We start from the raw sequence: 26,507 nt of genomic DNA, 5'->3' as shown, positions 1-26,507 counted from the left end.
GATCCGGACGATGTTCGGGACGCCGACGAGCGCGAGCGCTGGCTTCAAGAGAACGTGCCGCCCCATCACAATTGATGGTCACGGCGCGGTCAATCCTCGATGACTAATTGTTCGCAACGCCCACAATTGGCCCTTCTGCGTCATACGGTTTTTTCGGGCGGCGTCGCGTCGCTCCGATGATTCCTGTGACGGGAGGGTGGCTCTGGTGTTCAAAGGTTTCAGAGATTTCGTGATGCGCGGTGACGTGATCACCGTGGCCGTCGGTTTGGTGGTGGCTCTGGCGTTCTCGAATCTGGTCAAGGCCTTCACCGATAGCGTGATCAATCCGCTAGTCGCTGCCGCGCAGCCCAATGCAACCCTGGGGTTGGGTGTGCAACTCGGCGACGCCGGAAACAAGGCGACGTTCATCGACTTCGGTGCCTTCATTTCGGCGATCATCTACTTCATCGTCTTCATGGCGGTGGTGTACTTCGTGATTGTGTTGCCGTACAAGCACATTCAGAAACGCCGCGGAGTCACGGTGTTCGGAGACGAGCCGGCCACCAAGGCCTGCCCGCAGTGCATGTCGGACATCCCCGAGGCCGCGCAGAAGTGCAAGTACTGCGCCAGCGAACAGCCGGCGGCCGCCTGACACATCCAAACGCGCTCAATGCAGGGTGAGCGTCACAGTCTGAACCAGCGCAGCGCCGGCCACCGCGGTGGCCGCGGCGGCCGGTAGCGCCACCAGCACCACCCGGTCGTCCGACGGCGCCTTCTGCTTCGCGGAAACCAGGACGACGATGGCGTCGCTGGCGATGAGCCGGGGCGTGCTGTGCGGGTCGGTGATGCCGTCGCTGGGCGCGGCCACGATATCGACGACGTCTCCGGGGCGCACCAGGTCGACCAGCGCGCTGTCGGCCGGATGCAACGGCACCATCCGGGCCTGCGGCCCTGCGGTGGACTCGGCCAGTCGGCTGCTCAGTACCCGCACGTCGGTGAGCACCTCTCCCCGACGCGCCGGCCCGGCCAGCGTCGCACCGACGACTGCGTCCAGGTTGTCTTGTGAACCATCGGGAATCATTGCCGCCAAACGCTTTTCGAGCTGAACATCCTCCGCAGTCAATTCCGCGCCCGGCCTGAGGTCGCGCACCGCCACCACCACCTCGGTGCGGTCGCCGTCGGGATCGGATCGAAACGCCGCGACACCGGCCAACACGACGAGCCCGCCGGCTGCCATCCGCCGGGCCAGCACCGTTCGCGTCCAGTCCGGGCGTAACCACTGCGAGACGCGGTCCGCCAGCGACGGATTCAGCGATTCGCCCATGGCGCCACGCTAAGCGCGCCGAGACGTTGAGTGTGCTCGAGAAAAAACCCGGTTGTGGATAACTATCAGCTGGCCGCGGCAGACTTCGCGGAGTCCGATGTCTTCGACGCCGACGAATTGGTTGACGTCTCTTTGCTACCGCTCGAGGAGGACTTGTCGCTGGAACTCGACTTTTCGCTGGAACTCGACGAGGACTCAGACTTGCTGGAGCCATTGGTCGAGCTCTTCGTCGATTCGCGGCTGTCGGTGCGGTAGAAACCGCTGCCTTTGAACACCACGCCGACGGAGTTGAACACCTTGCGCAACCGGCCGGAGCACTCCTGGCAGGTCGTCAGGGCGTCATCGGTGAAGGCCTGAACCACGTCGAAGCGGTTGCCGCACTCAGTGCACGCGTAGCTGTAAGTCGGCACAGAAACCTCCGGGTATCAGATTCGTTAGCACTCTACCGTGTCAAGTGCTAGAACCGCCATCGGCACTGCATGATTCCCGACTGGTGTCCAGGGCGAGAAAACCGCCCTTCGGGGTGAGCGCATGGCTCATCCGCACGTCATGCGGCTCGCAGGGCAGCTCGTCGCGGAGTTCGTCGTCGCGGACCACCGCGACCACACGTGCCTGCGGGTCGCGGTGTTGCAGCGAGCGGTCGTAGAACCCGCCGCCACGGCCCAGCCGCACTCCCGCCCGGTCGACCGCCAGCGCCGGAACCAGCACCAGAGTGGCTTCCGCCAGGGCCGCGGGCGGCAGCCACGGCTCGTCGGGTTCGAGCAGTCCGAACCGCCCGGCCACCAGCCGCCCCGGTTGGTACTCGCCCCACCGCAACGCCAACGGCGTGTCGTCGCCGGCAATGCGGGCAACGGGCAGCAGCACTCGTCCGGCTCGGCGCAGCAACACCTCCAGCATGTCGATCGACCCGGGTTCAGCGCCGACCGGGACATAGGCGCAGACCGTGCTGTCGCTGCTCACGTCCGAATTCAGACCGCTCAAATGCCGGCTCAGCGCCCGCGCCTCGTCGGCGCGGACGTCGTCGGCAACCGAGCGCCGGGCGGCCAACAGCTGTTGTCGCAATGCGGCTTTGCCGGCGGTGCCCATGACATCAACGATGACAGCCCGACCTTCCGGCGCGCCACACCCCCACATGGTTATCGTGTGAACGATGTCACGCGCACAGATCCGCGTTCCGCGCACGGCAATTGTTCCGGCTGCCGGCCTGGGCACCCGCTTCCTGCCGGCCACCAAGACGGTGCCCAAGGAGCTGCTGCCGGTGGTCGACACTCCGGGCATCGAGTTGGTCGCCGCCGAGGCAGCAGATGCCGGCGCGGAACGGCTGGTAATCATCACGTCGGAGGGCAAGGACGGCGTCGTCGCGCATTTCGTCGAAGACCTGGTGCTCGAAGGAACACTGGAGGCCCGCGGCAAGAAGGCGATGCTGGCCAAGGTGCGGCGCGCGCCGGGGCTGATCAAGGTCGAGTCGGTGGTGCAGGCCGAGCCGCTGGGACTGGGGCACGCGATCGCCTGCGTGGAGTCGACGCTGTCGGACGACGAGGACGCGGTGGCCGTGTTGCTCCCCGACGACCTGGTGCTACCGACGGGCGTCCTGGAAACCATGTCCAAAGTGCGGGCCGAGCAAGGCGGCACGGTGTTGTGCGCCATCGAGGTCAGCCGCGAAGAGATCAGCGCCTATGGGGTGTTCGACGTCGAGCCGGTTCCCGGCGCCGACAAAGACGTGCTCAAAGTCAACGGCATGGTGGAAAAACCCAAGCCCGAGAATGCTCCGTCGTTGTTTGCGGCGGCCGGCCGCTATGTCCTCGACCGCGTGGTGTTCGATGCGGTGCGCCGCATCGACCGCGGGGCGGGCGGCGAGGTGCAGCTCACCGATGCAATCGCGTTGCTGATCACCGAAGGGCATCCGGTCCACGTCGTCGTGCATCGCGGCTCTCGACACGACCTGGGAAATCCCGGCGGCTACCTCAAGGCTGCGGTTGACTTTGCGTTGGACCGCGCTGACTATGGCCCGGACCTGCGCCGGTGGTTAGTGGCGCGATTGGGCCTGCCCGAGGGATAGCCCCGGGCAATCGGGTCGGGCCTGACTGGCAGAGGCTCGACGGCAGAAAGGCGCGCTGTGCGTTCGGTGGAAGAGCAGCAGGCCCGGGTGTCGGCCGCCGCGGTGGCACCGAGACCGGTGCGCGTGGCGATCGCCGAGGCGCAGGGACTGATGTGCGCCGAAGAGGTGGTGACCGAGCGCCCGCTGCCCGGCTTCGACCAAGCCGCGATCGACGGCTACGCGGTACGCAGCGTCGACGTGCTCGGTGTCGGTGACACCGATGACGGTCACGACGAGGACGCCCGCGGCGACGTGACGCTGCCGGTGATGGCGGCCATCGAGGCCGGCGCCCGTACGCCCAGCCGGCTGCAGCCGCGGCAGGCCGCTCGGGTGCAGACCGGTGCCCCGTTGCCGACGCTGGCAGACGCGGTTCTGCCGTTGCGCTGGACCGACGGCGGGGAGTCGCGGGTGCGGGTGCTGCGCGGCGTGCGCTCGGGTGCCTACGTGCGCCGCACCGGCGACGATGTGCAACCAGGTGACGTCGCGGTCCGGGCCGGGACGATCATCGGCGCTGCGCAAGTCGGGTTGCTGGCTGCGGTCGGCCGGGAGCGGGTGCTTGTTCACCCGCGCCCGCGGTTGTCGGTGATGGCCGTCGGCGGTGAGCTGGTCGACATCTCGCGCACTCCGGGCAACGGGCAGGTCTACGACGTCAACTCCTATGCCCTGGCAGCAGCCGGTCGCGACGCGGGCGCGGAGGTGAACCGAGTCGGGATCGTCGCCAACGATCCCGGCGAACTGCGCGATGTCGTCGAAGGCCAGATCAACCGCGCTGAGATTTTGGTGATCGCCGGCGCGGTGGGCGGCGCGGCCGCCGAGGCGGTGCGCTCGGTGCTGTGCCGGCTCGGCGAGATGGAAGTCACCCGGGTCGCGATGCACCCCGGATCTGTACAAGGTTTCGGTCAGTTGGGCCGCGAAGGAATACCGACGTTCCTGTTGCCCGCCAATCCGGTCAGTGCGCTGGTGGTCTTCGAGGTGATGGTGCGCCCGTTGATCCGGCTGTCGCTGGGCAAGCGGCAGCCGATGCGGCGGGTGGTGCAGGCCCGCACGCTGTCACCGATCACCTCGGTGCCGGGGCGCAAAGGCTATCTGCGCGGCCAGTTGATGCGGGACCAGGACAGCGGTGAATACCTGGTCCAGGCGCTGGGCGGCGCGCCGGGCGCCTCGTCGCACCTGTTGGCCACGCTGGCGGAAGCCAACTGCCTGGTCGTGGTTCCCGGCGAGGCCGAGCAGATTCGAACCGGCGAGATCGTCGATGTTGCGTTCCTGGCTCAACGTGGCTGAGACACGGCGGCAGACCCTCGTGAACCTGTGGCGTTCCGGCTCCCAGCATCCTGGCTGGCCGATGGTGATTGGCCCATTGCGGGTGACGGCCGGGGTGATCCGACTGCGTCCGGTGCGGATGCGCGACGCCGCGCAATGGAGCCGTATCCGGTTGGCCGATCGTGCCCATCTGGAACCCTGGGAGCCCAGCACCGAGGCGGATTGGGCTGTACGGCATGGGGTTTCGTCGTGGCCGGCGGTGTGTTCGAGCCTGCGCTCGGAAGCTCGCAAAGGCCGCATGCTGCCCTATGTGATCGAGCTGGACGGGCAGTTCTGTGGACAGCTGACGATCGGCAACGTCACGCACGGCGCGTTGCGCTCGGCGTGGATCGGCTACTGGGTGTCCAGTAGGGCGACCGGCGCCGGGGTGGCCACCGGAGCGTTGGCGTTGGGCTTGGACCACTGCTTCGGTCCAGTGGGACTGCATCGCGTAGAGGCCACCGTGCGACCGGAGAACGTGGCGAGTCGGGCAGTGCTGGCCAAGGTCGGCTTCCGCGAGGAGGGACTTCTACGGCGGTACCTCCAGGTTGACGGTGCCTGGCGCGACCATGTGCTGGTAGCGCTCACCGCGGACGAGGTGTACGGATCGGTGACGTCGACCCTGGTGCGCGGAGGGCACGCCGGCTGGGCTTAGCTCGCTCGGTTCCCGCACCAAAATTTGCCGCCAATGTGTTACAGATGTGACATTTGTGGCGTTTGGTGCTTGTCACAGCCAAATTACAGGTGTGTAATTGTCCTCGGCGCGCTTTACGGGCTGCGCCGGCTACCGGCCCATTCTGGCGTGGAAAGGACAGGTCACCATGCCAAGCATCCCGCAATCTCTGCTGTGGATTTCGCTAGTAGTGCTCTGGTTGTTCGTGCTGGTCCCGATGCTGGTCAGCAAGCGCGACGCCGTGCGACGGACCAGCGACCTGGCGTTGGCGACCCGTGTGCTCAACAGTGGTACGGCCGCGCGCCTGCTCAGGCGCGGCGGACCGGCGGCGGGTCATCGCAGTAACCCCGATTGGCAGCCCGAAGAAGACGCGTTCGACGACCTCGACGACGACGTGGACGAGTCACCGACGGCGGAGATTATTGTCGCGGCGCCGGCCGCCGTGGTTGTCGAAGCCGAACCCGAACTGGTGGAGGCCGAGGTCTCCGAGGACGAGGTTGTGGTCGACGAGGAAGGCGAGCCCGTCGTTGCTGACGCGACCGCCGAACACGACGAGGACGAGGACGCCCAGGACGACGAGTACGAATACGTCGCCGATACCTCTGGAATACCGGTGGCCGAGGAGCCGGAAACCAGGGCGACCGCGGCGATCTCGCGGCGACACGGCTACGACGCGAGGAAGGCCGCCGCGGTCAGCGCCCGCAAGTACGCCTACCGCAAGCGGATGCTGGTAACGATGGCGCTGATGCTGGCGGCCTCAGCTGCCGCGGCCTTCCTGTTGACGCCGACGGCATGGTGGGTCTGCGGGTCGACCGGCACAGTGACGATGCTGTATTTGGCGTATCTGCGCCGTCAAACCCGCATCGAGGCACGGGTGCGGCGCCGGCGCACGCAGCGGATGGCGCGGTCGCGGCTCGGCGTCGAGAACACCTACGACCGGGAATTCGACGTGGTGCCGTCACGGCTACGACGCCCGGGCGCGGTGGTGCTGGAGATCGACGACGAGGACCCAGTCTTCGAGCATCTCGACTATGCGCCTTACGCGCGTGATTACGGCTGGCACCGCGACCTGCCGCGAGCGGTCGGCCAGTAACAATTCGGCCAGTCGTTTGGCGACTGGTAGCCTGCTAGCGATCAGGGGCTATGGCGCAGTTGGTAGCGCGACTCGTTCGCATCGAGTAGGTCAGGGGTTCGATTCCCCTTAGCTCCACTCTTTGATTACCGGATCGCACCAGGCGTCGCTACGGGCGGCGATGACTTCATCAGCTGAAGGCGGGAGCCAGGAAACGCTGCAGCACCTGTTGTTCCGCGCGACGGCTTGCGATGGGCCAGTAGGCCAGCGATAGCACCACCCGTACGATCCACTGCGCGGCTTGGGGATCGTCGTCAGTGATTCCGGTGAGCTCGGCTGCAAGATGACTGAGCACTGGCGACGAATGCAACTCGTCCAAATCCGGGCGACTGCCTGGACTTAACATCAGGCGCCGTAGTGGGTCAGACCTGATCTGCTGGAGTGCCACGGTGACAGCGGTGATCACCCGCTCCGGACCACTCAGCCCGTCGACGGCACGCCGGACCGTCTCGATGATCCGCGCTGAAAGACGGATCAGCACAGCGTCGCGGATCTGGGCTTTGCCTCCCGCGTAGCGATAGATGGTGGCTCGTGAACAGTGGACCCGTTTCGCCAAGGTGTCGATGTCGAAGGCATCCAGGCCTTCTCGTATTACGAGATCAGTTGCAGCAGCGTAGATGCGATCAGCTGCCGCCGCTCGGCGGTCGCCACCAACCACCCAGTCATCGCGAACCATGGTCGTCCACCTCCGTGCGTCATCAAATACATATGTTCTCAAGCCTGAGACGAGCTTGGCACTATGTCTCACCCATTTCCACTGGTGGTTGGACTCTGATGAGACAGCCCCAACGCGAAGCCTGGAGGGCGTTTCGCAACTTCGTGGACTCCGATTGACGCAGCACGCCTTGGTCGCTCAGCGTTGAGGAATGACATCGCGTGATGGTGACCTGGGCCTGGCGCTGTTTGACGACCAATTCATCCAGCATCCGCACCGGCTCTACGAGCAGATGCATGAGGCCGGGCATGTCCATCGGATCGGAGAGTCTGGCTTCTACGCCGTGAGTAGTTGGGACGCCGTCAACGAGGCGGTTGCGCGCTGCGACGACTTCTCGTCCAACCTGACCGCGACGATGATGTATCAGCCCGGAAGCACCGTCACCGCATTCCACGTCGGGGAACTCGGCGGACCCACCCAAGCATTGGCCACTGCTGACGAACCCGCACACTCGGTGCATCGGAAGTTACTGCTGCCGCAACTCGCAGCCAAACGCATCCGCGCCTTCGAACCATTCATCGCCGACACCGCCGCTGAGACCTGGAATACCCATGCGGCACACGGGCGTATCGAATGGATGAGCGCGATGGCGAACCGACTACCCATGATGATCATTGGCAGGATCATTGGGGTCCCCGCCGCCGACGTCGACAAGCTCATCCAATGGGGTTACTCCGCGACCCAAGTAGTCGAAGGACTGGTCTCCCAAGAACAGATGGACACCGCGGCCGTCGCCGTGATGGAACTCAGCGGCTACATCACCGAACAGTTCCAGCAGGCGGCGGCCAATCCGCAAGACAATCTGCTGGGCGACCTCGCTAACGCCTGCGCCGCCGGCGAACTAGACGACGTGGCAGCGGTGGCCATGATGATCATCCTCTTCAGTGCAGGCGGCGAATCCACCGCCTCGCTCATCGGTTCTGCCGCGTGGGTTCTCGCGACGCAGCCAGACATCCAGTGGCAGCTGCGCGATCAACCCGAACAGCTCGGGGCGTTCCTCGAAGAGGCGCTGCGCTACGAACCACCCTTCCGGGGCCACTACCGGCACGTCGTCAACGACACCGAACTGTGCGGTGTCGAACTGCCCGCGGGCTCGCGGCTGCTGCTGCTGTGGGGAGCGGCCAATCGCGACCCGTCACACTTCGACAGCCCCCAGCAGTTTCGACTTGACCGACCATCGGGGAAGGGTCATATCAGCTTCGGCAAGGGAATCCACTTCTGCGTCGGTGCGGCGCTCGCCCGCCTGGAGGCGAGAATCGTGCTCGGGCAGCTCCTGGAGCGGACCTCGAATATCGCGGCCGCCGACATCGGGACGTGGCTCCCAAGTCTTCTGGTGCGACGCCTCGAACGCCTACAGCTTGCGTATGAGTGAGAGTGCGCGACGGATCAGGGATGGGTAACGAGGTACGTTTCGTTGCCCAGTCCGGCGGTGAGTTCGTCGATGTTAAACGGGCGGTCGAGGCGCGCGCGCAGCGTCGCGGGATCGACGAGAAGACTGATTTCAGCCGTCTGTCGCGCAACCAGACGCCCGATCAGTGGATAAATCCGGCGCATGATCGCTCGTTCAGCCGCCGTGCATCGAGAGGCGCAGTAGCCGACGTGACCTACTTCGTCGGTGAGGATTTCGCTGTAGAGGCGCTCGACGCGTTCGCAGACTTCCGGCTCGTCGGCGAACAGTTCGATCCCGACGCGGCGTAGTTCGTCAAACATCACGCACCCGACCATCTCCGCCGCGCCGACGAACAACATTCCAAGGCGCTCAGGGAGAAAGACGCCCGTCTTGACGAATTGGCGCATCACGAATGGCGGTGGCACGACTTGGAACGTCAAGTCGAAAATGTCCAACACGTAAGCGAGAAGCCGGGTGTGGTAATGCTCTTCGAGTTCGAGGTACACCCGCTCGGGCGGCAGCTCCTCGTCGCTGTTCACTCCATAGGTCTCGCCAAGCCCCACACCGAACCGCTCGGCTTGGTTCAGTTTGGCGGTAGCCAACAGGAACAGCATTTTGCGGTCCAAGCCTGGTTCGGGTATTCGACGGCGCAGGTTTCGCAGGAAGGTCGCTCGGTCGGCGGGACGGCCCGAACGGACTGGGTTGGTTTCAAGGTGCTTGAAGAACTGTTCGCGATTTTCCAAGCGTCTGTTGAGCAGGTCAGCTTCTCCGTCGCGCCTACGCAGGAAGTCCCGGTAGCCCTCGATACCTGTGGTCATCGCGTCTCCATTCCTTTGACGATCGTTGTCACATAACGGCTCAGCACGGCATCCGCAGTCGCAGAGTCCTGTACGCCAGCTGCAAGTAGCGCGAAGAGTCCGGCCAGGAAGAACACTCCAAGTTCATTTGCGTCCACGTCCGAGGGGACCCGCCCCGCTTGTTGCGCTGCGGTGATCACCCCGATCACGAACTGCGCCAACGGGTGCTCTGCCACTTCGTCTTCCACGGGCCGCGTCGACGAGAAGTGCAAGCCCAACATGTCACGGAAGACGACGGGACCCAAGCGGCGTTCCGCTGCCAGGACGTGACGCACCAGCTGCAGAAGTACTGACATCAAGTCGTCGTCGGTCAACACGTCGCGCAGTTCGGCGACGATCTGGGCCTGTTCGTTTCGTTCCAATTCGACGAGGACGTGTTCTTTGGTCGGGAAGTGGAAGTAGAACGTTCCCCGCACCACTCCGACAGCGTTTGCGATGGCAGTGACGTCGGCGCCCGCCAAGCCCGAGCGACCGATTTCGGCCAGCGCGGCATCGAAGAGACGCGCCCGGGTTTCGAGCCGTCGGGCTTCTCTTACGCCACCAGCCGACGCACCTGCTGACGGGGCGGCGTGCAGCGACCGCATATGGGCACCGTATACCCGTCGTTGACGGCCGTCAATGACGGTCGTCAACGAAAAGGGCGGCTACGTGCCCAGTGACGACAGCGCCTCGACGATTTCGTCGGCGGAGACGACGGCGGTGGCGTAATTGGGAATGTTGACTTCCAGGGCCGCATGCATCTCCGTATCGGAGTAGCTGGCCGTCGCGTCCTTGACCACGGTGACCTGGTATCCGAGTTCGGCCCCGAAGCGCACCGTCGCCTCAAGGCAGGTATGCGCGATCAGTCCCATCATGATCAACTGCTGAATGCCATGTCGTTTGAGCAGAAGATCCAGATCGGTGTTGGCGAAACCGCTGGAGCACCAATGCTCTTGGGCAACGATATCGGTCGGTTGGGGCTCGAACTCCTGGCGGATCTGACCGCCCCAAGTTCCGTATTCGAAGGTCTTGCGTGACCACGCTGCTTTCTGGATCGGCGCGATATACGCCCAGTCCTCGTAATCGCCGGGGCGATACCGGCGATGAAGCGCATAGAAGACGCGGATGTCAGCGGTACGCGCGGCTTCCAGGACTTGACTCATGTGCGGCACGCACTGGTTAGCTTCAGCAACACCTCTGAGGCGATCCCACACTTTGCCGCCCTCGGAAATGAAGTCGTTGTACGGATCGATCACGACCAGCGCGGTGCGGTCCCTGTTATAGATCACGGCGTCATCATCCTCTACGGCGTGGTCTACCTACCGCCCTTTAAGTCCTCGTTAAGTGCTTTCACGCTTCTTGCGTGAGTGAATGTAAATGGCGATACCTCGGACAATCCCGCGCGCGGCGTAAATCGCGGACAAGATCGACAGCACGATGAGCGCGACAAACGTCACCAGCCAGTTGTCGCGGCTGTGGCTGACGTTCCACCACACGAACGTGAACAGTACGGCGCAGATGAAGACCACGATGTCACGCCAATTGCCCTGATACGACGTTGCCAAGTCCCGGATCTCGCGGTTGCGGTCGACCCCGGTGACCAGATCGTCAATGCGCATGTTGATGACGCGTTGCAACTCGGCACGCCGCTCGTCTTCCTCCGGCGGCAGCAGTTTGAGCAATTCCAGATCGCTCTTGATGCTTGCCCGAAGATCGGGCGGGCGCAGGTTGCCGGCCACCAGGCCGAGCAGCGCACCCCCGACGACGGGAGCGCCGGCCAGAGCCATTGCGGTGATTCCGGGCATGAGATCTCCTTACTCGGTCCGAGTCATCTCACTTGTTGTTACGAGGCGTCACGCTGCTGAGCGCGATCTATACACGCCCGAGGGACGCAGCAGCCCATCACCGACAGTAGCCGAGCCATATTCGGACACTTCTCGTTTCGTGGGTGAGTGTCCCTTGTATTCGGCATAATTCGAATGCATGCATCCGACGCCACCGAAGACGCCATCTGAGACCGGTCAACCTGCGCACCCCCGCAACCGCATAACTCGACGGACGGCGATGAGTCGTCTCGCCGTCGTCGGCGTCGGCGCAATGGCTGCCTCAACAGCCATATCGGGATGCGACAGTGGCTCACACAAATCGTCTTCCGGCGGAGCTATTACGACGGACAACTCGGTAAAGCAAGCCACCGAAGCAACCAAGACGGCTAACCAGAAGATTCTCAACTCGCTGCCATTCAACAACCATGATGACTTCGACGATGCTCAGCGGAACCTGATCGCCCGACCGGACAAGCTGACGATCAAGGATGCCAACGGCACTGTGGTGTGGGACTTGGAGGAGTACAAGACCTACATCGGCCCGGACAAGCCGGCTCCGGATAGTGTTAATCCCAGCCTGTGGCGCAATGCGCAGTTGTGCATGCAGTATGGCCTGTACAAGGTGACCGATCGCATCTACCAAGTGCGCGGTTACGACCTGTCCAACATCACCTTCGTGCAGGGCGATACCGGATGGATCGTCATGGACACGCTGATCTCACCGGAGACCGCGAAGGCTGCCTACGATCTGGTAACGCAGAATCTCGGAAACAAGCCGATTGTTGCTGTGGTGCACAGCCATTCGCATGTAGACCATTACGGCGGTGTGCGGGGCGTTGTGTCGCAACAGGACGTGGACTCCGGGAAAGTCAAGGTCATCGCACCGCAGGCGTTTGTCGAGGACGCGGTTAGTGAGAACGTCATTGCGGGGAATGCGATGGGGCGTCGCGCTGTGTACATGTACGGCGCGCTTCTCCCACGGAATCCGCAAGGTGGCGTCAACGGCGGCCTGGGCATGACGGTGTCGACCGGTCTGCCCACGTTGATCATTCCGACCGACATCATCACAACAACGGGCACCAAGATGACGGTCGACGGTGTCGACATGGTGTTCCAGATGACGCCGGGCACCGAAGCTCCCACTGAAATGAACACCCATTTCCCGCAGTTCAAGGCCATGTGGATGGCGGAGAACACCACCAACACCATGCACAATCTGCTCACCCTTCGCGGTGCCCAGGTGCGTGATGCGTTGAAGTGGGCGCAATTTCTCGACGAGACCATTCGGGTCTATGGTCCGCAGACCGAGGTGAAGTTCCAGAGTCATCACTGGCCGATGTGGGGAAACGCCAGGATCATCGACTACTGGAAAAAGCAACGTGACATGTACAAGTACATGCATGACCAGTCGGTGCGGCTGATGAATCAGGGTCTGGTCGGCTCGGAGATCGCCGAAGAAATCCAGCTTCCGCCAGAGCTGAACAACTTCTGGCCGGACCGCGGTTACTACGGCACGTTGAAGCACAATTCCCGAGCGGTCTACCAGCGCTACATGGGGTGGTATGACGGCAACCCGTCAGACCTCGATGATCTGCCGCCGGCCGAGGCAGCCAAGAAGTACGTCGAGTACATGGGAGGCGAGGACGCGATCCTGAAAAAGGCGAAGGACGATTTCGACAACGGGAACTACCGCTGGACCGCGATGGTGCTCAAGCAGGTGGTCTTTGCCAACCCGGACAGCGTCGACGGCAAAAATCTTCTCGCCGACAGCTATGAGCAACTCGGCTACCAGGCGGAATCCGGGCCCTGGCGTTCGGTCTACCTGCAGGGAGCTTACGAATTACGCAACGGCGTGCCCAAGGCGGGCGGAACCGACACCGCTAGCCCAGACACCATCAAGGCGATGCCGCCGGAGATGCTGTTCGATTACCTCGGCGTGCGCCTGGACGGGCCGAAGGCCGCCGGCAAAAACATCACCCTCAATATCGAATTCACCGATCTCGACAAGGAATACGCGTTGACGGTGGAAAACGCAGTGCTGCATTATGCCCCGCAGCCGGTACCCAACGCCAACGCAAAGCTCACCCTGACCAAGGCGACACTCGACGATATTCAGCTCGGCAACATCACAATCGACGATGCCAGAGCTCAAAACAAACTCGCCATCGACGGCCGGGAAGCGTCGTTCAACGAGTTCCTCGGTCTGCTCGACACCTTCCCCTTCTGGTTCAACATCGTGACGCCATAACCAAACGCGAAACCGACACGTCAAGGTTGATCATCAACGGAGAAGGGCACGGGTATTCGGCGCTTGGCCAGCAACGACTCCATGGCATCACTTGGCAGCGGCCGCGACAGCAAGAAGCCTTGCGCCCGGTAGCAGCCATATCGCGCCAAAGTCACCGCAGCAGCAGGGGTCTCGACACCTGCAGCGACGAGTTGGAGGTCGAACGCTTCAGCAAGCCCGATGATCGCCCGGACGATCACCTGGTCGATCGTGCTGCTAGCCAAGTTACGTACGAAGGAGGAGTCGATCTTGAGGGTATCGACCGGAAGAGACTTCAAGTGTGACAACGCTGCATGACCGGTACCGAAGTCGTCGATGGCGATCTGGGCTCCGACATACTTCAATTTCTCGAATGCGCGCCGGGTGGTTGCGATGTTGTCGATCACGGCTCGCTCGGTGACTTCCAGACACACCGAGTTGTCGTCGATGCCAAACTCATCGATGGTTTCGGCAACCGCGTTGACGAATCCGCTGCGCACCAGTTGGAGGGGCGAGAGATTGACCCGCAGCTGCGCGTTTTGTCCTATACCGTGTGAGCGCCAGCGGCTGAATTCGGCGCACGCGGTTTGTATGACCCATCGGTCCAGTTCACACACCAAGTCGATATTTTGCGCGGTTCCGAGGAATGCATCCGCAGACAACAAACCTCGTGTCGGGTGTTGGAAATGCACCAGCGCTTCGGCCGCGACTATCTCACCGGTCCGCAAGTCAACTTCGGGCAGGTAGCGGACATGTAGTGACTCCCGGCGGATGTCGCGAATCAGACGAAGGTCGCTATCGTCGCGGTCGGCGCTGGCGCGGGACATCTCAGCGGTCGCCATGGCGACTCGACTTAGTCCGGTGTGCTTGGCTATAGCGGTGGCGTCGGCAGCTCGCCGGAGCATGTCCTCACACGTGTCGCTTCCCGGAACGCCCAGCGCGAATCCGATGCTGACCGTTCGGCTGAACAACTCGCCGTGGATGGGCACACCGCTTCGCATCATGGTCTGGACCCGTTGCGCAAATGCCTGTGCGTCCTCGGCGGTCATCGGGTAGTTCGGCAGGAGGACGAACTCGTCGCCCCCGACCCGGGCAGTCATGGCGAGAGATCCGGTTCTCGTGGCAAGCCGCTGGGCGAACATGCGGATGAAGAAATCGCCGGCATCACGGCCGAGGTAGTCGTTGATGGTCTTCATCCGGTCGAGGTCGAGATATAAGACGGCGACGGGGCCCGGTCGTCCCGCCCGTAGTCTGTCTTTGAGTTCTGCGACCAGCGCTGGGCGATTGGCGAGGCCGGTCAAACCGTCGTGTCGCTCCAGGTGACTAATTTTGGCCTCAGCCGCGATGCGGGCCTGCAGCAGCGCGAACAGTGCGGCGACCGCTTCGAGAGCGTTGATTTCGTGAGCCGCCCACTCACTACCGGATTTCGCGAACCCGAGCACGCCAGTGGTCGTCGTTCCCGACACCAAGGGCACGAGCGCCACCGAGGGCAATACGTCGTGGCGGCGCACTGAGTTGCGGGGTAGGTAACCGTGGCTCGCTGGGTCTGGCCGAATGATGACAGTTTTCTTGCTGTCTTCAGTTAGCGCGAATTGCGGATCCGTGCGGGCGAAGTACATAACCGCCAGCGGATCCGGATTTGGAACGTTGTATCGCGGCGGCCATTCCGCGACGAGCCTCGAGGCGCGAACCGCGCGGTCGTGATGACGCAAGAAGGCGGCTTCCACCTCGAGTTGTTCGACGAGCCAACACAGCGCCCGTTCGCTAACCCGTGCGGCAGTCTCTGTGGTGGCTTCCATCAACTGACTAGCCACCGAGGTGATGATGCGATCCAGGTCGCCGCGCACAGTGTCCTCTCATAAATCCGAGGTGTCTCGGACCTCACGCCTTAGGTGTCGAGCAGTTGCAACCACCTACGTCTGATCGGGCGTTCAGTTGAGGCGCGCATGCGGCTGTCTCCACACTGGCGAGCCAGATACCGAAACACATTCGGTGAGTCATCGTTGCTTTGTCAGATCACCCCCTGACAGGACTCCGGCCGTTGCTCTGCGCAATGACCAGGCGCCAAGAAGGGGGATCTGCGCTGGCGAAGTCGACAAACAGGCCACGGTGGTCTCCGGGGTACGCAAACGTTGTGGGGCCGCCGTACCAAGTCGCCTGAAGGAAGTACTGAAAGCTATCTCATTAAGTGTCGATGTAGGCACGCCACGGACGGGCATTTGTGGAGAACATGAGTGTATACAGCGGCCCGTGTCGATGGGCTAGGGAATGGACGTATTCCTAGAATCTTCGGCGGAGCCTCGCCCGACCGCCTCATAGACTCTCCACGCGTCGAATAACTTGGGCCGTCGTATCGGGTGGGGCGTGCGCGGCGAGGGTGGTTGCCGCTGAGCTTGCGGTTCAAGCCAGCCCAGCATGCACAGTCAACGCCGCACGGCGCATTCCATAAAGTTTATGGTCAGTGTCGGTTACGCACCTAGGAACTTTTCAGCTAATTGCAACCAGCGCAATTCAAATTCCTTGTTATCAGCTGCAGATCTGTTATGACCGGATTCAAATTAAATGCGGTGTGAAACCGCACGCTTGTGTGCTCAGCCATGCTTAGTGGCCGTGACGAACTGTAACGCCCGTTGCGTCTGCTGTTTGACTTCGACCAGGCCCGCCGAAATGAAAAAGTCGACGAACTCGTCGCGGTCGAACATGCGCACTCCGATCACGCGAGCACCTGCCCCCAAGGCATTCCGGAGCGGTGCCACTTGCCCGGCATAGCTGGTGAGGATCGCGACCCGTCCGCCCGGCCGCAACACTCGCAGCATCTCCTCGGCGACTCGAAACGGTTCGGGCATCAGGTACAGCGCACCGAAACAACAGACAGCGTCAAATGTTTCGTCAGCGAACGGCAAGGTGCGGGCATCGCCGCGGACATAGCAGGTGCCCGGGCCGCGGTTGTCGAGCACTGCACGGGTCAGCATCGGCTCGGAGATGTCGAACCCGACGGCGAGGCCGCCGGCGGGCAGTCGCCTCGCCAGTTCGCCGGTGAAATTGCCTGGGCCGCAGGCAACGTCGAGCAGCCTATGCGCCGAGGACAACTGCAACGCCGCGGCGGCGCGGCGCTGCTCGGCGCCGGTGGTGATCCCGCTGGCGACATAGAACGACACCGGCCGCCACAGTCGTTCGTACACCGTTGCGACGAAGGGGCTGTTCATCGCCCGCTGCGCAAACGTGGGCACCGGGGCGGCCGTCGATTCCCCCAGCACGTCGAGGAAACCATGGCGCTCCGACGCGGGCAGAGTCAGCAGATCGCGGGTCGCCCCGAGCGGATCGTCGCTGACGTCCATCAGATCAGGCCAAGCGCCAACATGGCGTCGGCAACCTGAGTGAAGCCGGCGATGTTGGCTCCGGCCACATAGTCGCCGGGCCTGCCGTATTCATCGGCGGTGGCCAGGCAACGGTCGTGGATACGGCGCATGATTTCGGCCAGGCGTTGTTCGGTGTCTTCGAACGTCCACGAGTCGCGCGACGCGTTCTGCTGCATCTCCAGCGCGCTGGTGGCCACCCCGCCGGCGTTGGCTGCCTTTCCGGGCGCGAAAACCACCCCGGCTTCGGCGAAGAGTTTGACCGCGTCGGGAGTGCAGGGCATGTTGGCGCCTTCGGCGACGATGCGGCAGCCGCCCTTGATCAGGCGGGCAGCATCCGATCCGTTGAGCTCATTCTGGGTGGCGCTGGGCACCGCGATGTCGCACGGCACCTCCCACACCGACCCGCCGCCGATGAAGTGTGACTCGCCGCCGCGGGACTCGGCATAGGCACTGATCCGCTCCCGGCGCACTTCCTTGACGTCCTTGAGCAGCTCGAGATCGATGCCCTTGTGGTCGACGATGTACCCCGACGAATCCCCGCAGGCGATCACATTGCCGCCGAGTTGATGGATCTTCTCGATCCCATAGATTGCGACGTTGCCCGACCCCGACACCACGACCTGCTTGCCGTCGAAGGATTGGTTGGCCGCTTTGAGCACCTCGTCGATGAAAAACGCGGTGCCGTAGCCGGTGGCTTCGGTGCGCACCTGCGAACCGCCCCAGGTCACCCCTTTACCGGTGAAGGTGCCGGATTCGTAGCGGTTGGTGATGCGCTTGTACTGGCCGAACAAGTAACCGAGTTCGCGGCCGCCGACCCCGATGTCACCGGCCGGGACGTCGGTGTATTCGCCGATGTGACGGTATAGCTCGGTCATGAACGATTGGCAAAAGCGCATGATCTCCGCGTCCGAGCGGCCCTTGGGGTCGAAGTCCGACCCGCCCTTGCCGCCGCCGATCGGCATGCCGGTCAGTGCGTTTTTGAAGGTCTGCTCGAATCCGAGGAACTTGATGATCCCCAGGTAGACGGATGGATGGAAGCGCAAGCCGCCCTTGTAGGGGCCGAGCGCGGAGTTGAACTCGACTCGAAAGCCGCGGTTGATCTGCACGACGCCGGCGTCGTCGGCCCAGGGAACGCGGAAGATGATCTGCCGTTCCGGCTCGCACATCCGCCGGATGACGGCAGCGTCGGCGTACTGCGGGTGCTTGGCCACCACCGGACCCAGGCTGCTGAGGATCTCGTAGACGGCCTGGTGGAATTCCGTCTCGCCCGCGTCACGGCGTAGCACTTCGTCGTAGACGTCGTGCAGCTTTTCGTCCAGCACCGTTAAAGGTTATCGGTCCTTGCCGCGGCCCGAACCCGCGCCATAACCTGGCAACAATCGCGCCGCGACCAGGGGTGTGCGAACCGGCGCACCGGACAGGGGGCGACTAGTTCATGGCGACCGAGGTGACGGCGTTGCGCGCCGACGAACTCGCGGCCATGGAGGTCTTCGCCGGCTGTCCGGCCGAGGACTTGATGCCGTTGGCCGCCAGCCTGCAGCCTCTGCACGCCGCCGCCAACCAGGTGCTCATGCAGCAAGGAGAGCAGGCGGTCTCGTTTCTGCTGATCTCCACCGGTGCCGTTGAGGTCAAGCATGTCGGGGACGACGGCGTCACGACCGTCGAGGAGGTCTCCGCCGGCATGATCGTCGGAGAAATCGCCCTGCTGCGTGACATCCCTCGCACGGCCACCGTGACCGCAACCGAACCGCTGACCGGTTGGATCGGCGACAACGATGCCTTTGTCCGAATGGTGCACATTCCCGGGGTGATGGAGCGGCTGGTCCGCACCGTGCGCCAACGGTTGGCCGCATTTATCACGCCGCTGCGGATCCAGGTCCCGGACGGCACCGAACTTCTGCTTCGCCCCGTGCTGCCCGGGGACAGTGAAAGAACCATGCAGGGGCACGTGCGGTTCTCCAGCGAGACGCTGTACCGCAGGTTCATGTCGCCTCGGATTCCCAGCCCGGGACTGATGGACTACCTGGCCGAGGTCGACTATGTCGACCACTTCGTGTGGGTGATCACCGATGCCGAGGGCCATCCTGTCGCTGACGCCCGCTTCGTCCGTGACAACCACGATCCCGCCGTCGCGGAAATCGCGTTCACCGTGGCCGACGCCTACCAAGGCCGCGGCATCGGCACGTTCTTGATCGCGGCACTATCGGTTGCGGCGCATGTCGACGGGATCGAGAAGTTCACCGCACGAGTGCTTTCCGATAACCTATCGATGCGGAGGATCATCGACCGCTACGGCGCATTCTGGGAACGCGACGACGTGGGCGTCGTCACCACCGTCATCGATGTACCCGACCCGAGCGACCTGCCACTTGAATGCGACATGATCCGTCACCTCAAACGCGTTGCCCGCCAGGTGATCCGGGCCGTCGGCTGAAGCTCAAAACGGTATCTGGTGCGGGGTGAACTGCGCGGTCACGTTGCCGATCAGCGAGTGGTCGTAGGGATCAATCGCCTGCGGCTCGGCCTCGGCGGTCAAGTCAAGTCCGTCCAGTTCGACCCAGATGGTGTTAGGGCTGGTGGACAGTTCGAAGACATACATCCGGTGGGTGTGATCGGTGACCGTGCGGTATTCGGTGTTGTAGACGCCGAACTCACCGTAGGGCGCGCCAAAGGGCACTGAGACGTTACGCATGATCGCCATCACCGACGCCACTGCCTGGCGCTGGCTTTCCGGTGTGGGTAACAGCGCCGAGTAATAGGCGGCACGTTGGAAGCGGTCGACCGGGTTGACGTTACCGGGCAGCGGCATATCCCGACTGGGATGGGAAAAGTCCTGTTTGCCAAGCAACTCCAGTTGCTCGTCGTAACTTGGGTCATTGGTCATCAAGGTGTACTGCCGGCCGTGGTGCACGACCTGCTTACCGTCGGCGAACTCGATGATCGCCGAGTCGCCGGACGCGTCCTCGATGGCGAGGTGGATGGTGGCGTCGCGGCCGTGGGCGCCAACCATGACCAGTTGAACATTGTCCATCAGGGTCAGCGCCTCGACGACGGTGGCGGCCTGGTCGAGCAGATACTGCACCCACAACCCGGTCTGCAGCCTCGGTCGGGACGTATCCCGCTCGCCGAAGCTGGTCGACTTCAGATACAGCCCATGAGCACCGAGCCCACGCTCGTTGACGCCGTCGATACTGCCGATGCCATAGACCGTGCTGACCACACTGCCGTAGCGGCTGGTCCAGCGCAGCGGATTGTCGTCGACGATCATCGTGCCGGCCAGCGCACCGCCGTCTCGCTGCCGCCCGCGGGGGAACGCCACGATCAGCGGCTGGGTTGATTCCGGCCAATCCATACTGCGTCCGGTCAACACGGCGAGGTCGTTGGTGTTCCACAAGACTCGGGTGCACATGGCCGAACCATATCCAACCGTTTTCGACTCTGGTATCAACGTCGCATGCGGCGGGTGTGGATCGCTGCGGCGGCGGCCGCGTTGATCGCCGCCTGCGCCCACTCGGAAGGACCCGGGCCGGCACCGCCGCCGAGCACGTCGACTCACCCGATCCATCCCGCCAAGATCAAACGGGTGGGCCGGGAGCTGCCGCCCGGCTACGAAGTGCGCAGCGTTTCGGATATCGCCGCACCGCCGCCGATCTGGGGCCTGGCCGGCGAGTGGACAGCCGATCCGCCGCGCTGCGCCACGCTGGCAGACCCGGTCCACGGTCACTTCCAATCCTCGCAAGGCGTGTCGGGGTCAGGCGCCGGCGGCATCATCTACGCGATGGTCACCGCCGCACCGGTGCAGCTGGATCCCGCGCTGATGGCCGACTGCGCGCAATGGACGATGGCCAACCGGCGCGCCACCGCGCGAGTACACCTCATCGCGGCGCCTGACATCGACGGCGCCGCGACCCTCGGCATGGCTACCGAGACCACGACATCAGTCGAAGGCGGCAATGAAATCAGCTCCGGGGCAACGACCTTCGCCGCGTATCTCGGGGACTACTATGCATTCGCCGCGGTGGTCACCGACCCAGGCTCGCCGCATCCATCGCTGTCACCGCAGACAGCTGCCGAGCTGCTGGTGAAGACGGTGTCCGCGTTACGCAGCTAACCGCGGTGAGTTAGATTGCCACCGTGATGCGCTGGGCGATTGCAATCGGATGCGTGTGCTGGCTGGCCGCCTGTGGATTCGGCAAGCCTGCCACCACCTCCGCGGACATCACCAAGGTATCCGAAGTGAAGTCGAGCTTCGGTCCTGATTTCCGCGTCAAAGACATTCCCAAGACGGGAATTGACCCCAAGCTGCTGTCCTCGCAGAAGCTGCCTGAGGGACTGCAGTTCAAACCTGCGGACTGCGCGAAATTGGTGGTAGGCCAACAGATGCCGTCTGGAGTGCAGGGCAATATGGCCGCAGTGTCGGCCGAGGGCAACGGCAACCGGTTCATCACTATCGCCTTGCAGACATCTCGAGCTCTGCCGTTCAACGACCCGGGAAGAAACTGCACGAAGGTCGAATTCTTCGGAGGCCCGGTGCACGGTTTCGTCGAGGTCGTCGATGTGCCGCAGATCGACGGGACGCGCACTCTGGGGGTGCACCGCAAGGTTCAAACGATGGCCGACGGCCAGGCGCGCACCGGCGAGCTGTACAACTACTCGGCGCATTTCGGCGACTACCAGGTCATCGTGACAGCCAACCCGCTGGTGATGCCGGACAAGCCTGTCGCTCCCGTCGACACCACGCGGGCCCGTGACCTGCTGGTCAAAGCGGTTGCCGCCGTCCGGAGTTGACCTAGCGCACGTCGCGGGGCCGAAACTGGATACTGATTCGCGGACCCACACATCCCGACGTCTTGGGCACCGAGTGCTCCCAGGTCCGTTGGCATGATCCGCCCATGACCAGCAGATCGCCATGACCCTGCGGCAACCGCAGTGACGGACCGCCGCCACGTGGCCGCAACGCGAAGGTGCGGATGGCGCCGAGGCTGACGATCGCCACCATCGTGTCTTCTGCGCTGCTGCGCCCGATGGTGTCGCCGTGCCAGGCAACGCTGTCGGATCCGTCGCGGTACAGACACAGGCCGACCGTGGTGAACGGCTCGCCCAGTTCGCCGGCGTAGATGTCGTTGAGCCGGCGCCGCAGCTTCGCCAATGACGGATGCGGCGGATCCTCGACGGCGAGGTCATGAAAGCTGACCAGTCGCGGCACGTCGAGCACGTGGTCGTACATCCGGCGGCGTTCGGCGCGCCACGGCACGGCGCTCATCAGCTCGTCGAACATGTCGTCGGCATCGGTCAGCCAGCCGGACCGGATGTCGATCCAGGCGCCATCGCCGAGCGCTCTGCGCTCGTTGCAGTCGAACAGCGACTCCTGTACCGGTATCGCCACGGTCACCAGTTTATCGCACGCACGTTCGAAGCCTACTGCAGGCGGACCGGGCCGGGCCCTTGTTCGGCGAGCACGTCGCCCGGGTTGGACAGTGCACAACTGCGCAGGCTCAGGCAACCGCATCCGATGCAGTCGGCGAGATTGTCGCGCAGCTGCTGCAGGTGCAGGATCCGATCGTCGAGATCGGCGCGCCACCCGGCCGACAGTCGCGCCCAGTCCTTGCTGGTGGGCACGCGATCGGTGGGCAGCGTGGCCAGTGCCTCTCGCACCCGGGCCAGCGGGATGCCCAGTCGTTGCGACATCCGGATGAATGCGACGCGCCGCAGGGTCTCCCGGCCGTAGCGCCGCTGATTACCCGAGGTGCGACGGCTGGTGATCAGTCCCTGCCGCTCGTAGAAGTGCAGAGCCGAGATCGCGACGCCCGCCCGCGCGGCCAGTTCGCTCGGTGACAGCTCCGGGGTGTCCATATACCTAAACAATACTTGAGGTGCGGTTTGGCGTTACCGTGCTAATTGTGAGTGCCGGGCAGCTGGGCTGTAACTCTGAGGTGGGAACGCTACGGACGGTCATCCTGCACCGGCCGGGCGCTGAGCTGCGTCGGCTTACGCCGGGCAACAACGACAGGCTGCTGTTCGACGGGCTGCCCTGGGTCGCACGTGCGCAAGAGGAGCACGACGCATTCGCCGAGCTGCTGCGGTCGCAGGGTGTCGAAGTGGTGCTGCTGTCCGATCTACTCACCGAAGCTCTGCACAGTGGTGCTGCCCGGATGCAGGGGATCGCCGCTGCCGTCGACGCGCGACGGCTGGGATTGCCGCTGGTGCAAGAGCTTTCAGCGTATCTGCGCGGACTGCAGCCGGCCGCGCTGGCCCACGTGTTGATGGCCGGTATGACCTTTGCCGAGCTGCCGCCGGACACCCGGTCCGACGTGTCGCTGGTACGTCTGATGCATCACGGCGCCGACTACGTCATCGAGCCGTTGCCCAATCTGGTGTTCACCCGCGATTCGTCGATCTTCATCGGGCCGCGGGTAGTCATCCCGTCGTTGGCGCTACCGGCGCGGGCCCGCGAGGCATCGTTGACCGACCTGATCTATGCCCACCACCCGCGCTTCACCGGCGTGCGGCGGGCCTACGAATCGCACACCGCGCCGGTGGAAGGCGGCGACGTACTGCTGTTGGCCCCGGGTGTCGTCGCGGTGGGAGTGGGGGAGCGGACCACGCCGGCAGGCGCGGAGGCCTTGGCGCGCAGCCTGTTCGACGATGATCTTGCCAAGGTCGTGCTGGCGGTACCGATCGAGCAGAAGCGCGCGCAGATGCACCTCGACACGGTGTGCACCATGGTCGACACCGATGCGGTGGTGATGTATGCCAACATCGTTGACACGCTGTCGGCGTTCACTATTGCCCGCACACCCGACGGGGTGAAGATCTCCGACGAGGCCCCGTTCGTCGATGCGGCCGCCGCGGCGATGCGCATCGACAAGCTGCGGATCATCGACACCGGCTTGGATCCCGTTATCGCCGAACGCGAACAATGGGACGACGGCAACAACACGTTGGCGCTGGCGCCCGGTGTCGTCGTCGCCTACGAGCGCAACGTGCGGACCAATGCCCGCCTTGAGGAGGCGGGGATTGAAGTGCTCACCATCGCCGCCTCCGAATTGGGCACCGGCCGCGGCGGGCCGCGCTGTATGTCGTGTCCCGTCGCCCGCGACCCGCTTTGATCGCGTTCAGATTGCGCGTAGGGCTGTGGTTGGTTCGAATATCACGACCCTGAGCGCAATCTCACCGGATATCCGCGCCGTGCCAAGGCATCCGATACCCGGTGAACGATGAATCGTCGGCTGTGTTCGGCCACTACGTGAATGTCGATCCAACCTTCGCGCTCGATGAGCTCGGCGCGTCCGATGTCGTGCACGTACCGTTCGCGATCGGCGTTGTGGTGCCGGCCGTCATAATCAAGGCCGACCATCGGTTCGTCGTATCCCATATCGATGAATGCTTCATTGAAGCCGTCGGTTACCCGTATCTGTGTTCTCGGTGCGGGTAGCCCGGCGTCGATCAGGACCAGCCGCAACCACGTCTCCTTGGGCGATTGAGCGCCCGAGTTCATCAGCCGGAGCGCGATTTCCGAACGGCGAAGACCTCGTGCCCTGGGGTAGCGCTCGGCCAGTGAAAGGACCTCGCAGGCCAGGACACCCGTTGCGCGGGCCAACGCGTCGAGTTGCCGCACCGCGACATCACGCGGCAGATGTCGCGCAAGGTCCAACGCGGTCCTCGCAGGACTAGTGACTGCAATGTTGCCTACGCTGACGATCTCGTCAGCGCCGATCCGTTCGTTGCGAACCACAATTCCTGACGGCGGTCGGCCACTACGCCAGATCATCTCGATCGGTGTCATTGCGCCAATCCAGAGCGCGCCGTGCAGCGCCGCTGCGGCACGCCCGGCGATCACGCCGTTACGTCCTGACCACAGCCATGCGCCGACGGTATTGCACCGCAGTGACGGAGCCGTCTCCCGCGGTACATAGACATCGGGAAATATCGGGCTGTAATTCCAGCGCAACTGGCCTTTGGTCAGCGCGCCGCGGGCGAGCATCTCGGTGCCCACGAACACTTCAGGCATGCCGTGATACTGGTACCTCCGGCCGTGTCACGCGTTGAGATTGCGCGCAGCGTTGTGGATAACCGCGGTGCAACGACTCTGTGCGCAATCTCAACGGTAAAGAGGTCAACGCCAACTAGGCAGCCAGATCTCCATGTTCCAGGTGGACTGCGAAATCGGCTGACCGGTGAGCACCGGAAATAGCCATGCGAAGTTGGTGAGCACCAAAGCCACGTAAGCCGATACGACGATCAGGCCGAGCACGCGACGCTCGGCACCTTGGCGAGGTTTGTACAGGAGGTCGCCGAGAACCAACGCGATAGCCATGGCCAGAAACGGCGCCATCGTAGCGGCGTAGAAGAAATACATCTGCCGGTCGATGTCGGCGAACCACGGCAGCCAACCCGCGCAGTAGCCGACCAGCACCGCGGCGTAGCGCCAGTCTCGCCGCACCACCATTCGCCACGCCGCATAAAAGAGCACTGGCACCGAGAGCCACCACATCGCGGGGGTACCGACCAGCATCACCGCCTTGACACACGACTGCGCGCCGCAACCGGGGACGTTCTGTTGATCGATGGCGTAGAGCACGGGTCGCAGCGACATCGGCCAGGCCCACGGTTTGGATTCCCACGGGTGGTAGTTCCCGGCCGAATTCGTCAGCCCGGAATGGAATTGGTAGGCCTTGAACGTGTAATGCCACAGCGAGCGAATGGCATCCGGCATCGGGAAGGATGCCTCGGGGCCAATCGACTGGCCGACCTCGTGGCGGTTGATCGCGGTCTCGGAGGCAAACCACGGCGCATAGGAAGCCAAGTACACCGCAAACGGAATGACCAGCAGCGCATACGCCGTCGGAGCTACGTCACGCCGCAGAACCCCGAGCCACGGCCTCGGCACCCGATAGGCGCGGCGTGCGGCGACGTCGAACGCCAACGACATCAACCCGAAGAACATCACAAAGTACAGACCCGACCACTTTGTGGCACAAGCCAATCCGAGTAGCACGCCGGCGCCGAACCGCCACCACCGCACCCCCAGCCGCGGCCCCCACATCGTCTCGGTGCTGCGGCCCTCGAGTAAAACGATGTGCATGCGTTCGCGGACCTGGTCACGGTCGACGATCAACGCGCCGAAGGCCGCGACTACGAGGAACGCCAGAAAGCCGTCCAGCAGTGCGGTCCGAGACGCCACGAAGCTGACACCATCGGCGATAAGCAGCAATCCGGCGATTCCGCCGACCAACGTCGAACGGCTGATCCGCCGCACGATCCGCACCACCAACGCCACCAGAATGACGCCGAGCAAGGCCCCGGTGAACCGCCAACCCACCCCGTTGTAGCCGAAGACGGCCTCACCGAGCGCAATCAGTTGCTTGCCGACCGGCGGATGAACGACCAAGCCAAACCCAGGGTTGTCCTCGACGCCGTGGTTGTGCAGCATCTGCCAGGCCTGCGGCGCGTAGTGCTTCTCGTCGAAGATCGGGGTGCCGGCATCGGTGGGTGAGCCCAGGTTCACAAAACGCGTCACCGCCGCCAGCGCGGTGATCGCTCCAGTCACCGCCCAGCCGTACAGGCGGTCGACGGGCCCGAAATCGGCCACCGGCATCAGCGGGCCGGG

General features: G+C 63.7%; 27 protein-coding genes and 1 tRNA gene. 12 read left to right on the top strand and 16 right to left on the bottom strand.

Features of this window, described 5'->3' with window-relative positions; genetic code table 11:
* Positions 1-205 precede the first annotated feature (205 nt).
* On the top strand, positions 206-631 hold the full coding sequence (locus AC5Y42_RS04845) for a large conductance mechanosensitive channel protein MscL (protein ID WP_065013357.1): 426 nt from the start codon (positions 206-208) through the stop codon (positions 629-631).
* A 15-nt stretch (positions 632-646) separates the two neighbouring features.
* Here the strand turns inward: AC5Y42_RS04845 and AC5Y42_RS04840 are convergent, their stop codons facing one another.
* The 3 genes from AC5Y42_RS04840 to AC5Y42_RS04830 form a co-directional block, all read right to left on the bottom strand.
* The gene (locus AC5Y42_RS04840) at positions 647-1,303 is read right to left on the bottom strand and encodes an SAF domain-containing protein (protein WP_499896221.1); all 657 of its coding nucleotides are present in this window, start codon (positions 1,301-1,303) and stop codon (positions 647-649) included.
* 65 nt (positions 1,304-1,368) lie between these two features.
* Positions 1,369-1,713 (bottom strand): FmdB family zinc ribbon protein, encoded by a 345-nt coding sequence (locus tag AC5Y42_RS04835; protein WP_499896219.1) that lies wholly within the window; start codon positions 1,711-1,713, stop codon positions 1,369-1,371.
* Between the two features lie 40 nt (positions 1,714-1,753).
* Positions 1,754-2,389: a 5-formyltetrahydrofolate cyclo-ligase gene (locus AC5Y42_RS04830; protein ID WP_499896218.1), complete on the bottom strand. Its 636-nt coding sequence runs from the start codon at positions 2,387-2,389 to the stop codon at positions 1,754-1,756.
* A gap of 64 nt (positions 2,390-2,453) precedes the next feature.
* On the opposite strand from AC5Y42_RS04830, the gene AC5Y42_RS04825 reads away from it, so the two are divergent.
* The 5 genes from AC5Y42_RS04825 to AC5Y42_RS04805 all read left to right on the top strand — a co-directional run bounded on the left by AC5Y42_RS04825 (position 2,454) and on the right by AC5Y42_RS04805 (position 6,583).
* The gene (locus tag AC5Y42_RS04825; protein WP_499896216.1) at positions 2,454-3,362 is read left to right on the top strand and encodes a UTP--glucose-1-phosphate uridylyltransferase; all 909 of its coding nucleotides are present in this window, start codon (positions 2,454-2,456) and stop codon (positions 3,360-3,362) included.
* Positions 3,363-3,419: 57 nt separating this feature from the next.
* The gene (gene glp, locus AC5Y42_RS04820) at positions 3,420-4,682 is read left to right on the top strand and encodes a molybdotransferase-like divisome protein Glp (protein WP_499896215.1); all 1,263 of its coding nucleotides are present in this window, start codon (positions 3,420-3,422) and stop codon (positions 4,680-4,682) included.
* A gap of 19 nt (positions 4,683-4,701) precedes the next feature.
* A complete protein-coding gene (locus AC5Y42_RS04815) occupies positions 4,702-5,355 on the top strand; it encodes a GNAT family N-acetyltransferase (RefSeq protein ID WP_499896761.1) in 654 nt (217 codons plus the stop codon).
* Positions 5,356-5,521: 166 nt separating this feature from the next.
* Complete coding sequence (gene sepX / locus AC5Y42_RS04810) at positions 5,522-6,466, top strand: divisome protein SepX/GlpR (RefSeq protein ID WP_499896213.1); 945 nt, start codon at positions 5,522-5,524, stop codon at positions 6,464-6,466.
* Between the two features lie 44 nt (positions 6,467-6,510).
* Positions 6,511-6,583 (top strand) — tRNA-Ala (locus AC5Y42_RS04805).
* 52 nt (positions 6,584-6,635) lie between these two features.
* On the opposite strand, the gene AC5Y42_RS04800 is transcribed toward AC5Y42_RS04805, so the two are convergent.
* The gene (locus AC5Y42_RS04800) at positions 6,636-7,181 is read right to left on the bottom strand and encodes a TetR/AcrR family transcriptional regulator (RefSeq protein WP_499896211.1); all 546 of its coding nucleotides are present in this window, start codon (positions 7,179-7,181) and stop codon (positions 6,636-6,638) included.
* A gap of 190 nt (positions 7,182-7,371) precedes the next feature.
* Between AC5Y42_RS04800 and AC5Y42_RS04795 the strand changes: the two genes are divergently transcribed.
* Positions 7,372-8,592, top strand: a complete 1,221-nt coding sequence (locus AC5Y42_RS04795) for a cytochrome P450 (RefSeq protein ID WP_499896209.1) — start codon at positions 7,372-7,374, stop codon at positions 8,590-8,592.
* 14 nt (positions 8,593-8,606) lie between these two features.
* Here the strand turns inward: AC5Y42_RS04795 and AC5Y42_RS04790 are convergent, their stop codons facing one another.
* From AC5Y42_RS04790 to AC5Y42_RS04775, 4 genes are read right to left on the bottom strand one after another with little or no spacing between them, the layout of a single operon-like run.
* Positions 8,607-9,428, bottom strand: coding sequence for a hypothetical protein (locus tag AC5Y42_RS04790; RefSeq protein WP_499896207.1), 822 nt, complete (start codon positions 9,426-9,428; stop codon positions 8,607-8,609).
* Positions 9,425-10,051 (bottom strand): TetR/AcrR family transcriptional regulator, encoded by a 627-nt coding sequence (locus tag AC5Y42_RS04785; RefSeq protein WP_499896206.1) that lies wholly within the window; start codon positions 10,049-10,051, stop codon positions 9,425-9,427. Before AC5Y42_RS04785 ends, AC5Y42_RS04790 begins: the two co-directional genes overlap by 4 nt.
* Positions 10,052-10,111: 60 nt before the next feature.
* Entirely contained in the window at positions 10,112-10,735 is a 624-nt protein-coding gene (locus AC5Y42_RS04780) for a cysteine hydrolase family protein (RefSeq protein ID WP_499896204.1), read from the bottom strand.
* 51 nt (positions 10,736-10,786) lie between these two features.
* Positions 10,787-11,251: a hypothetical protein gene (locus tag AC5Y42_RS04775; RefSeq protein WP_499896202.1), complete on the bottom strand. Its 465-nt coding sequence runs from the start codon at positions 11,249-11,251 to the stop codon at positions 10,787-10,789.
* 259 nt (positions 11,252-11,510) lie between these two features.
* On the opposite strand from AC5Y42_RS04775, the gene AC5Y42_RS04770 reads away from it, so the two are divergent.
* The gene (locus AC5Y42_RS04770; RefSeq protein ID WP_499896201.1) at positions 11,511-13,520 is read left to right on the top strand and encodes an alkyl/aryl-sulfatase; all 2,010 of its coding nucleotides are present in this window, start codon (positions 11,511-11,513) and stop codon (positions 13,518-13,520) included.
* Between the two features lie 20 nt (positions 13,521-13,540).
* Here AC5Y42_RS04770 and AC5Y42_RS04765 read toward each other — a convergent pair whose 3' ends face one another.
* The 3 genes from AC5Y42_RS04765 to gdhA form a co-directional block, all read right to left on the bottom strand.
* Positions 13,541-15,385 (bottom strand): putative bifunctional diguanylate cyclase/phosphodiesterase, encoded by a 1,845-nt coding sequence (locus tag AC5Y42_RS04765; RefSeq protein ID WP_499896199.1) that lies wholly within the window; start codon positions 15,383-15,385, stop codon positions 13,541-13,543.
* A 744-nt stretch (positions 15,386-16,129) separates the two neighbouring features.
* On the bottom strand, positions 16,130-16,876 hold the full coding sequence (locus AC5Y42_RS04760; RefSeq protein ID WP_499896197.1) for a class I SAM-dependent methyltransferase: 747 nt from the start codon (positions 16,874-16,876) through the stop codon (positions 16,130-16,132).
* Positions 16,876-18,219, bottom strand: coding sequence for an NADP-specific glutamate dehydrogenase (gdhA, locus tag AC5Y42_RS04755; RefSeq protein WP_499896195.1), 1,344 nt, complete (start codon positions 18,217-18,219; stop codon positions 16,876-16,878). The genes AC5Y42_RS04760 and gdhA overlap by 1 nt, the downstream gene beginning before the upstream one ends.
* A 113-nt stretch (positions 18,220-18,332) precedes the next feature.
* Between gdhA and pat the strand changes: the two genes are divergently transcribed.
* Entirely contained in the window at positions 18,333-19,331 is a 999-nt protein-coding gene (gene pat / locus AC5Y42_RS04750; RefSeq protein ID WP_499896194.1) for an acetyltransferase Pat, read from the top strand.
* Positions 19,332-19,334: 3 nt separating this feature from the next.
* Here the strand turns inward: pat and AC5Y42_RS04745 are convergent, their stop codons facing one another.
* Positions 19,335-20,306: a linear amide C-N hydrolase gene (locus AC5Y42_RS04745; protein ID WP_499896192.1), complete on the bottom strand. Its 972-nt coding sequence runs from the start codon at positions 20,304-20,306 to the stop codon at positions 19,335-19,337.
* Between the two features lie 45 nt (positions 20,307-20,351).
* On the opposite strand from AC5Y42_RS04745, the gene AC5Y42_RS04740 reads away from it, so the two are divergent.
* Together AC5Y42_RS04740 and AC5Y42_RS04735 are read left to right on the top strand one after the other, a co-directional pair.
* Positions 20,352-21,008, top strand: a complete 657-nt coding sequence (locus tag AC5Y42_RS04740) for a DUF5642 family protein (protein ID WP_499896191.1) — start codon at positions 20,352-20,354, stop codon at positions 21,006-21,008.
* Positions 21,009-21,034: 26 nt separating this feature from the next.
* Positions 21,035-21,685: a DUF5642 family protein gene (locus tag AC5Y42_RS04735; protein WP_499896759.1), complete on the top strand. Its 651-nt coding sequence runs from the start codon at positions 21,035-21,037 to the stop codon at positions 21,683-21,685.
* 1 nt (position 21,686) lies between these two features.
* Here the strand turns inward: AC5Y42_RS04735 and AC5Y42_RS04730 are convergent, their stop codons facing one another.
* Both AC5Y42_RS04730 and soxR read right to left on the bottom strand, forming a co-directional pair.
* Positions 21,687-22,283 (bottom strand): alpha-ketoglutarate-dependent dioxygenase AlkB, encoded by a 597-nt coding sequence (locus AC5Y42_RS04730; protein ID WP_499896190.1) that lies wholly within the window; start codon positions 22,281-22,283, stop codon positions 21,687-21,689.
* A 32-nt stretch (positions 22,284-22,315) separates the two neighbouring features.
* The gene (gene soxR / locus AC5Y42_RS04725; protein WP_499896189.1) at positions 22,316-22,750 is read right to left on the bottom strand and encodes a redox-sensitive transcriptional activator SoxR; all 435 of its coding nucleotides are present in this window, start codon (positions 22,748-22,750) and stop codon (positions 22,316-22,318) included.
* Between the two features lie 47 nt (positions 22,751-22,797).
* Here soxR and arcA point away from each other — a divergent pair, with 47 nt between their 5' ends.
* Positions 22,798-24,006 carry an arginine deiminase gene (gene arcA / locus AC5Y42_RS04720; RefSeq protein ID WP_499896188.1) on the top strand — a complete coding sequence of 403 codons (1,209 nt, stop codon included), beginning with the start codon at positions 22,798-22,800 and terminating at the stop codon, positions 24,004-24,006.
* Between the two features lie 41 nt (positions 24,007-24,047).
* Here the strand turns inward: arcA and AC5Y42_RS04715 are convergent, their stop codons facing one another.
* The gene (locus AC5Y42_RS04715; RefSeq protein WP_499896186.1) at positions 24,048-24,908 is read right to left on the bottom strand and encodes a hypothetical protein; all 861 of its coding nucleotides are present in this window, start codon (positions 24,906-24,908) and stop codon (positions 24,048-24,050) included.
* A 105-nt stretch (positions 24,909-25,013) separates the two neighbouring features.
* On the bottom strand, positions 25,014-26,495 hold the full coding sequence (locus tag AC5Y42_RS04710) for a dolichyl-phosphate-mannose--protein mannosyltransferase (protein ID WP_499896758.1): 1,482 nt from the start codon (positions 26,493-26,495) through the stop codon (positions 25,014-25,016).
* Between the last annotated feature and the right edge of the window lie 12 nt (positions 26,496-26,507).

The sequence above is a fragment of the Mycobacterium sp. NGS48 genome, from assembly GCF_059812585.1.
Note: the sequence above shows the minus strand (reverse complement) of the source record. Positions and strands in the feature narration are given on the sequence as shown.

Coding starts and splice junctions, on each gene's coding strand:
- AC5Y42_RS04840 (WP_499896221.1), bottom strand. CDS start 1,303: ATGGGCGAATCGCTGAATCCGTCGCTGGCGGACCGCGTCTCGCAGTGG.
- AC5Y42_RS04830 (WP_499896218.1), bottom strand. CDS start 2,389: ATGGGCACCGCCGGCAAAGCCGCATTGCGACAACAGCTGTTGGCCGCC.
- AC5Y42_RS04825 (WP_499896216.1), top strand. CDS start 2,454: ATGTCACGCGCACAGATCCGCGTTCCGCGCACGGCAATTGTTCCGGCT.
- sepX (WP_499896213.1), top strand. CDS start 5,522: ATGCCAAGCATCCCGCAATCTCTGCTGTGGATTTCGCTAGTAGTGCTC.
- AC5Y42_RS04800 (WP_499896211.1), bottom strand. CDS start 7,181: ATGGTTCGCGATGACTGGGTGGTTGGTGGCGACCGCCGAGCGGCGGCA.
- AC5Y42_RS04795 (WP_499896209.1), top strand. CDS start 7,372: ATGACATCGCGTGATGGTGACCTGGGCCTGGCGCTGTTTGACGACCAA.
- AC5Y42_RS04790 (WP_499896207.1), bottom strand. CDS start 9,428: ATGACCACAGGTATCGAGGGCTACCGGGACTTCCTGCGTAGGCGCGAC.
- AC5Y42_RS04785 (WP_499896206.1), bottom strand. CDS start 10,051: ATGCGGTCGCTGCACGCCGCCCCGTCAGCAGGTGCGTCGGCTGGTGGC.
- AC5Y42_RS04775 (WP_499896202.1), bottom strand. CDS start 11,251: ATGCCCGGAATCACCGCAATGGCTCTGGCCGGCGCTCCCGTCGTCGGG.
- AC5Y42_RS04770 (WP_499896201.1), top strand. CDS start 11,511: ATGAGTCGTCTCGCCGTCGTCGGCGTCGGCGCAATGGCTGCCTCAACA.
- AC5Y42_RS04760 (WP_499896197.1), bottom strand. CDS start 16,876: ATGGACGTCAGCGACGATCCGCTCGGGGCGACCCGCGATCTGCTGACT.
- pat (WP_499896194.1), top strand. CDS start 18,333: ATGGCGACCGAGGTGACGGCGTTGCGCGCCGACGAACTCGCGGCCATG.
- AC5Y42_RS04745 (WP_499896192.1), bottom strand. CDS start 20,306: ATGTGCACCCGAGTCTTGTGGAACACCAACGACCTCGCCGTGTTGACC.
- AC5Y42_RS04740 (WP_499896191.1), top strand. CDS start 20,352: ATGCGGCGGGTGTGGATCGCTGCGGCGGCGGCCGCGTTGATCGCCGCC.
- AC5Y42_RS04735 (WP_499896759.1), top strand. CDS start 21,035: ATGCGCTGGGCGATTGCAATCGGATGCGTGTGCTGGCTGGCCGCCTGT.
- soxR (WP_499896189.1), bottom strand. CDS start 22,750: ATGGACACCCCGGAGCTGTCACCGAGCGAACTGGCCGCGCGGGCGGGC.
- AC5Y42_RS04715 (WP_499896186.1), bottom strand. CDS start 24,908: ATGCCTGAAGTGTTCGTGGGCACCGAGATGCTCGCCCGCGGCGCGCTG.
- AC5Y42_RS04710 (WP_499896758.1), bottom strand. CDS start 26,495: ATGCCGGTGGCCGATTTCGGGCCCGTCGACCGCCTGTACGGCTGGGCG.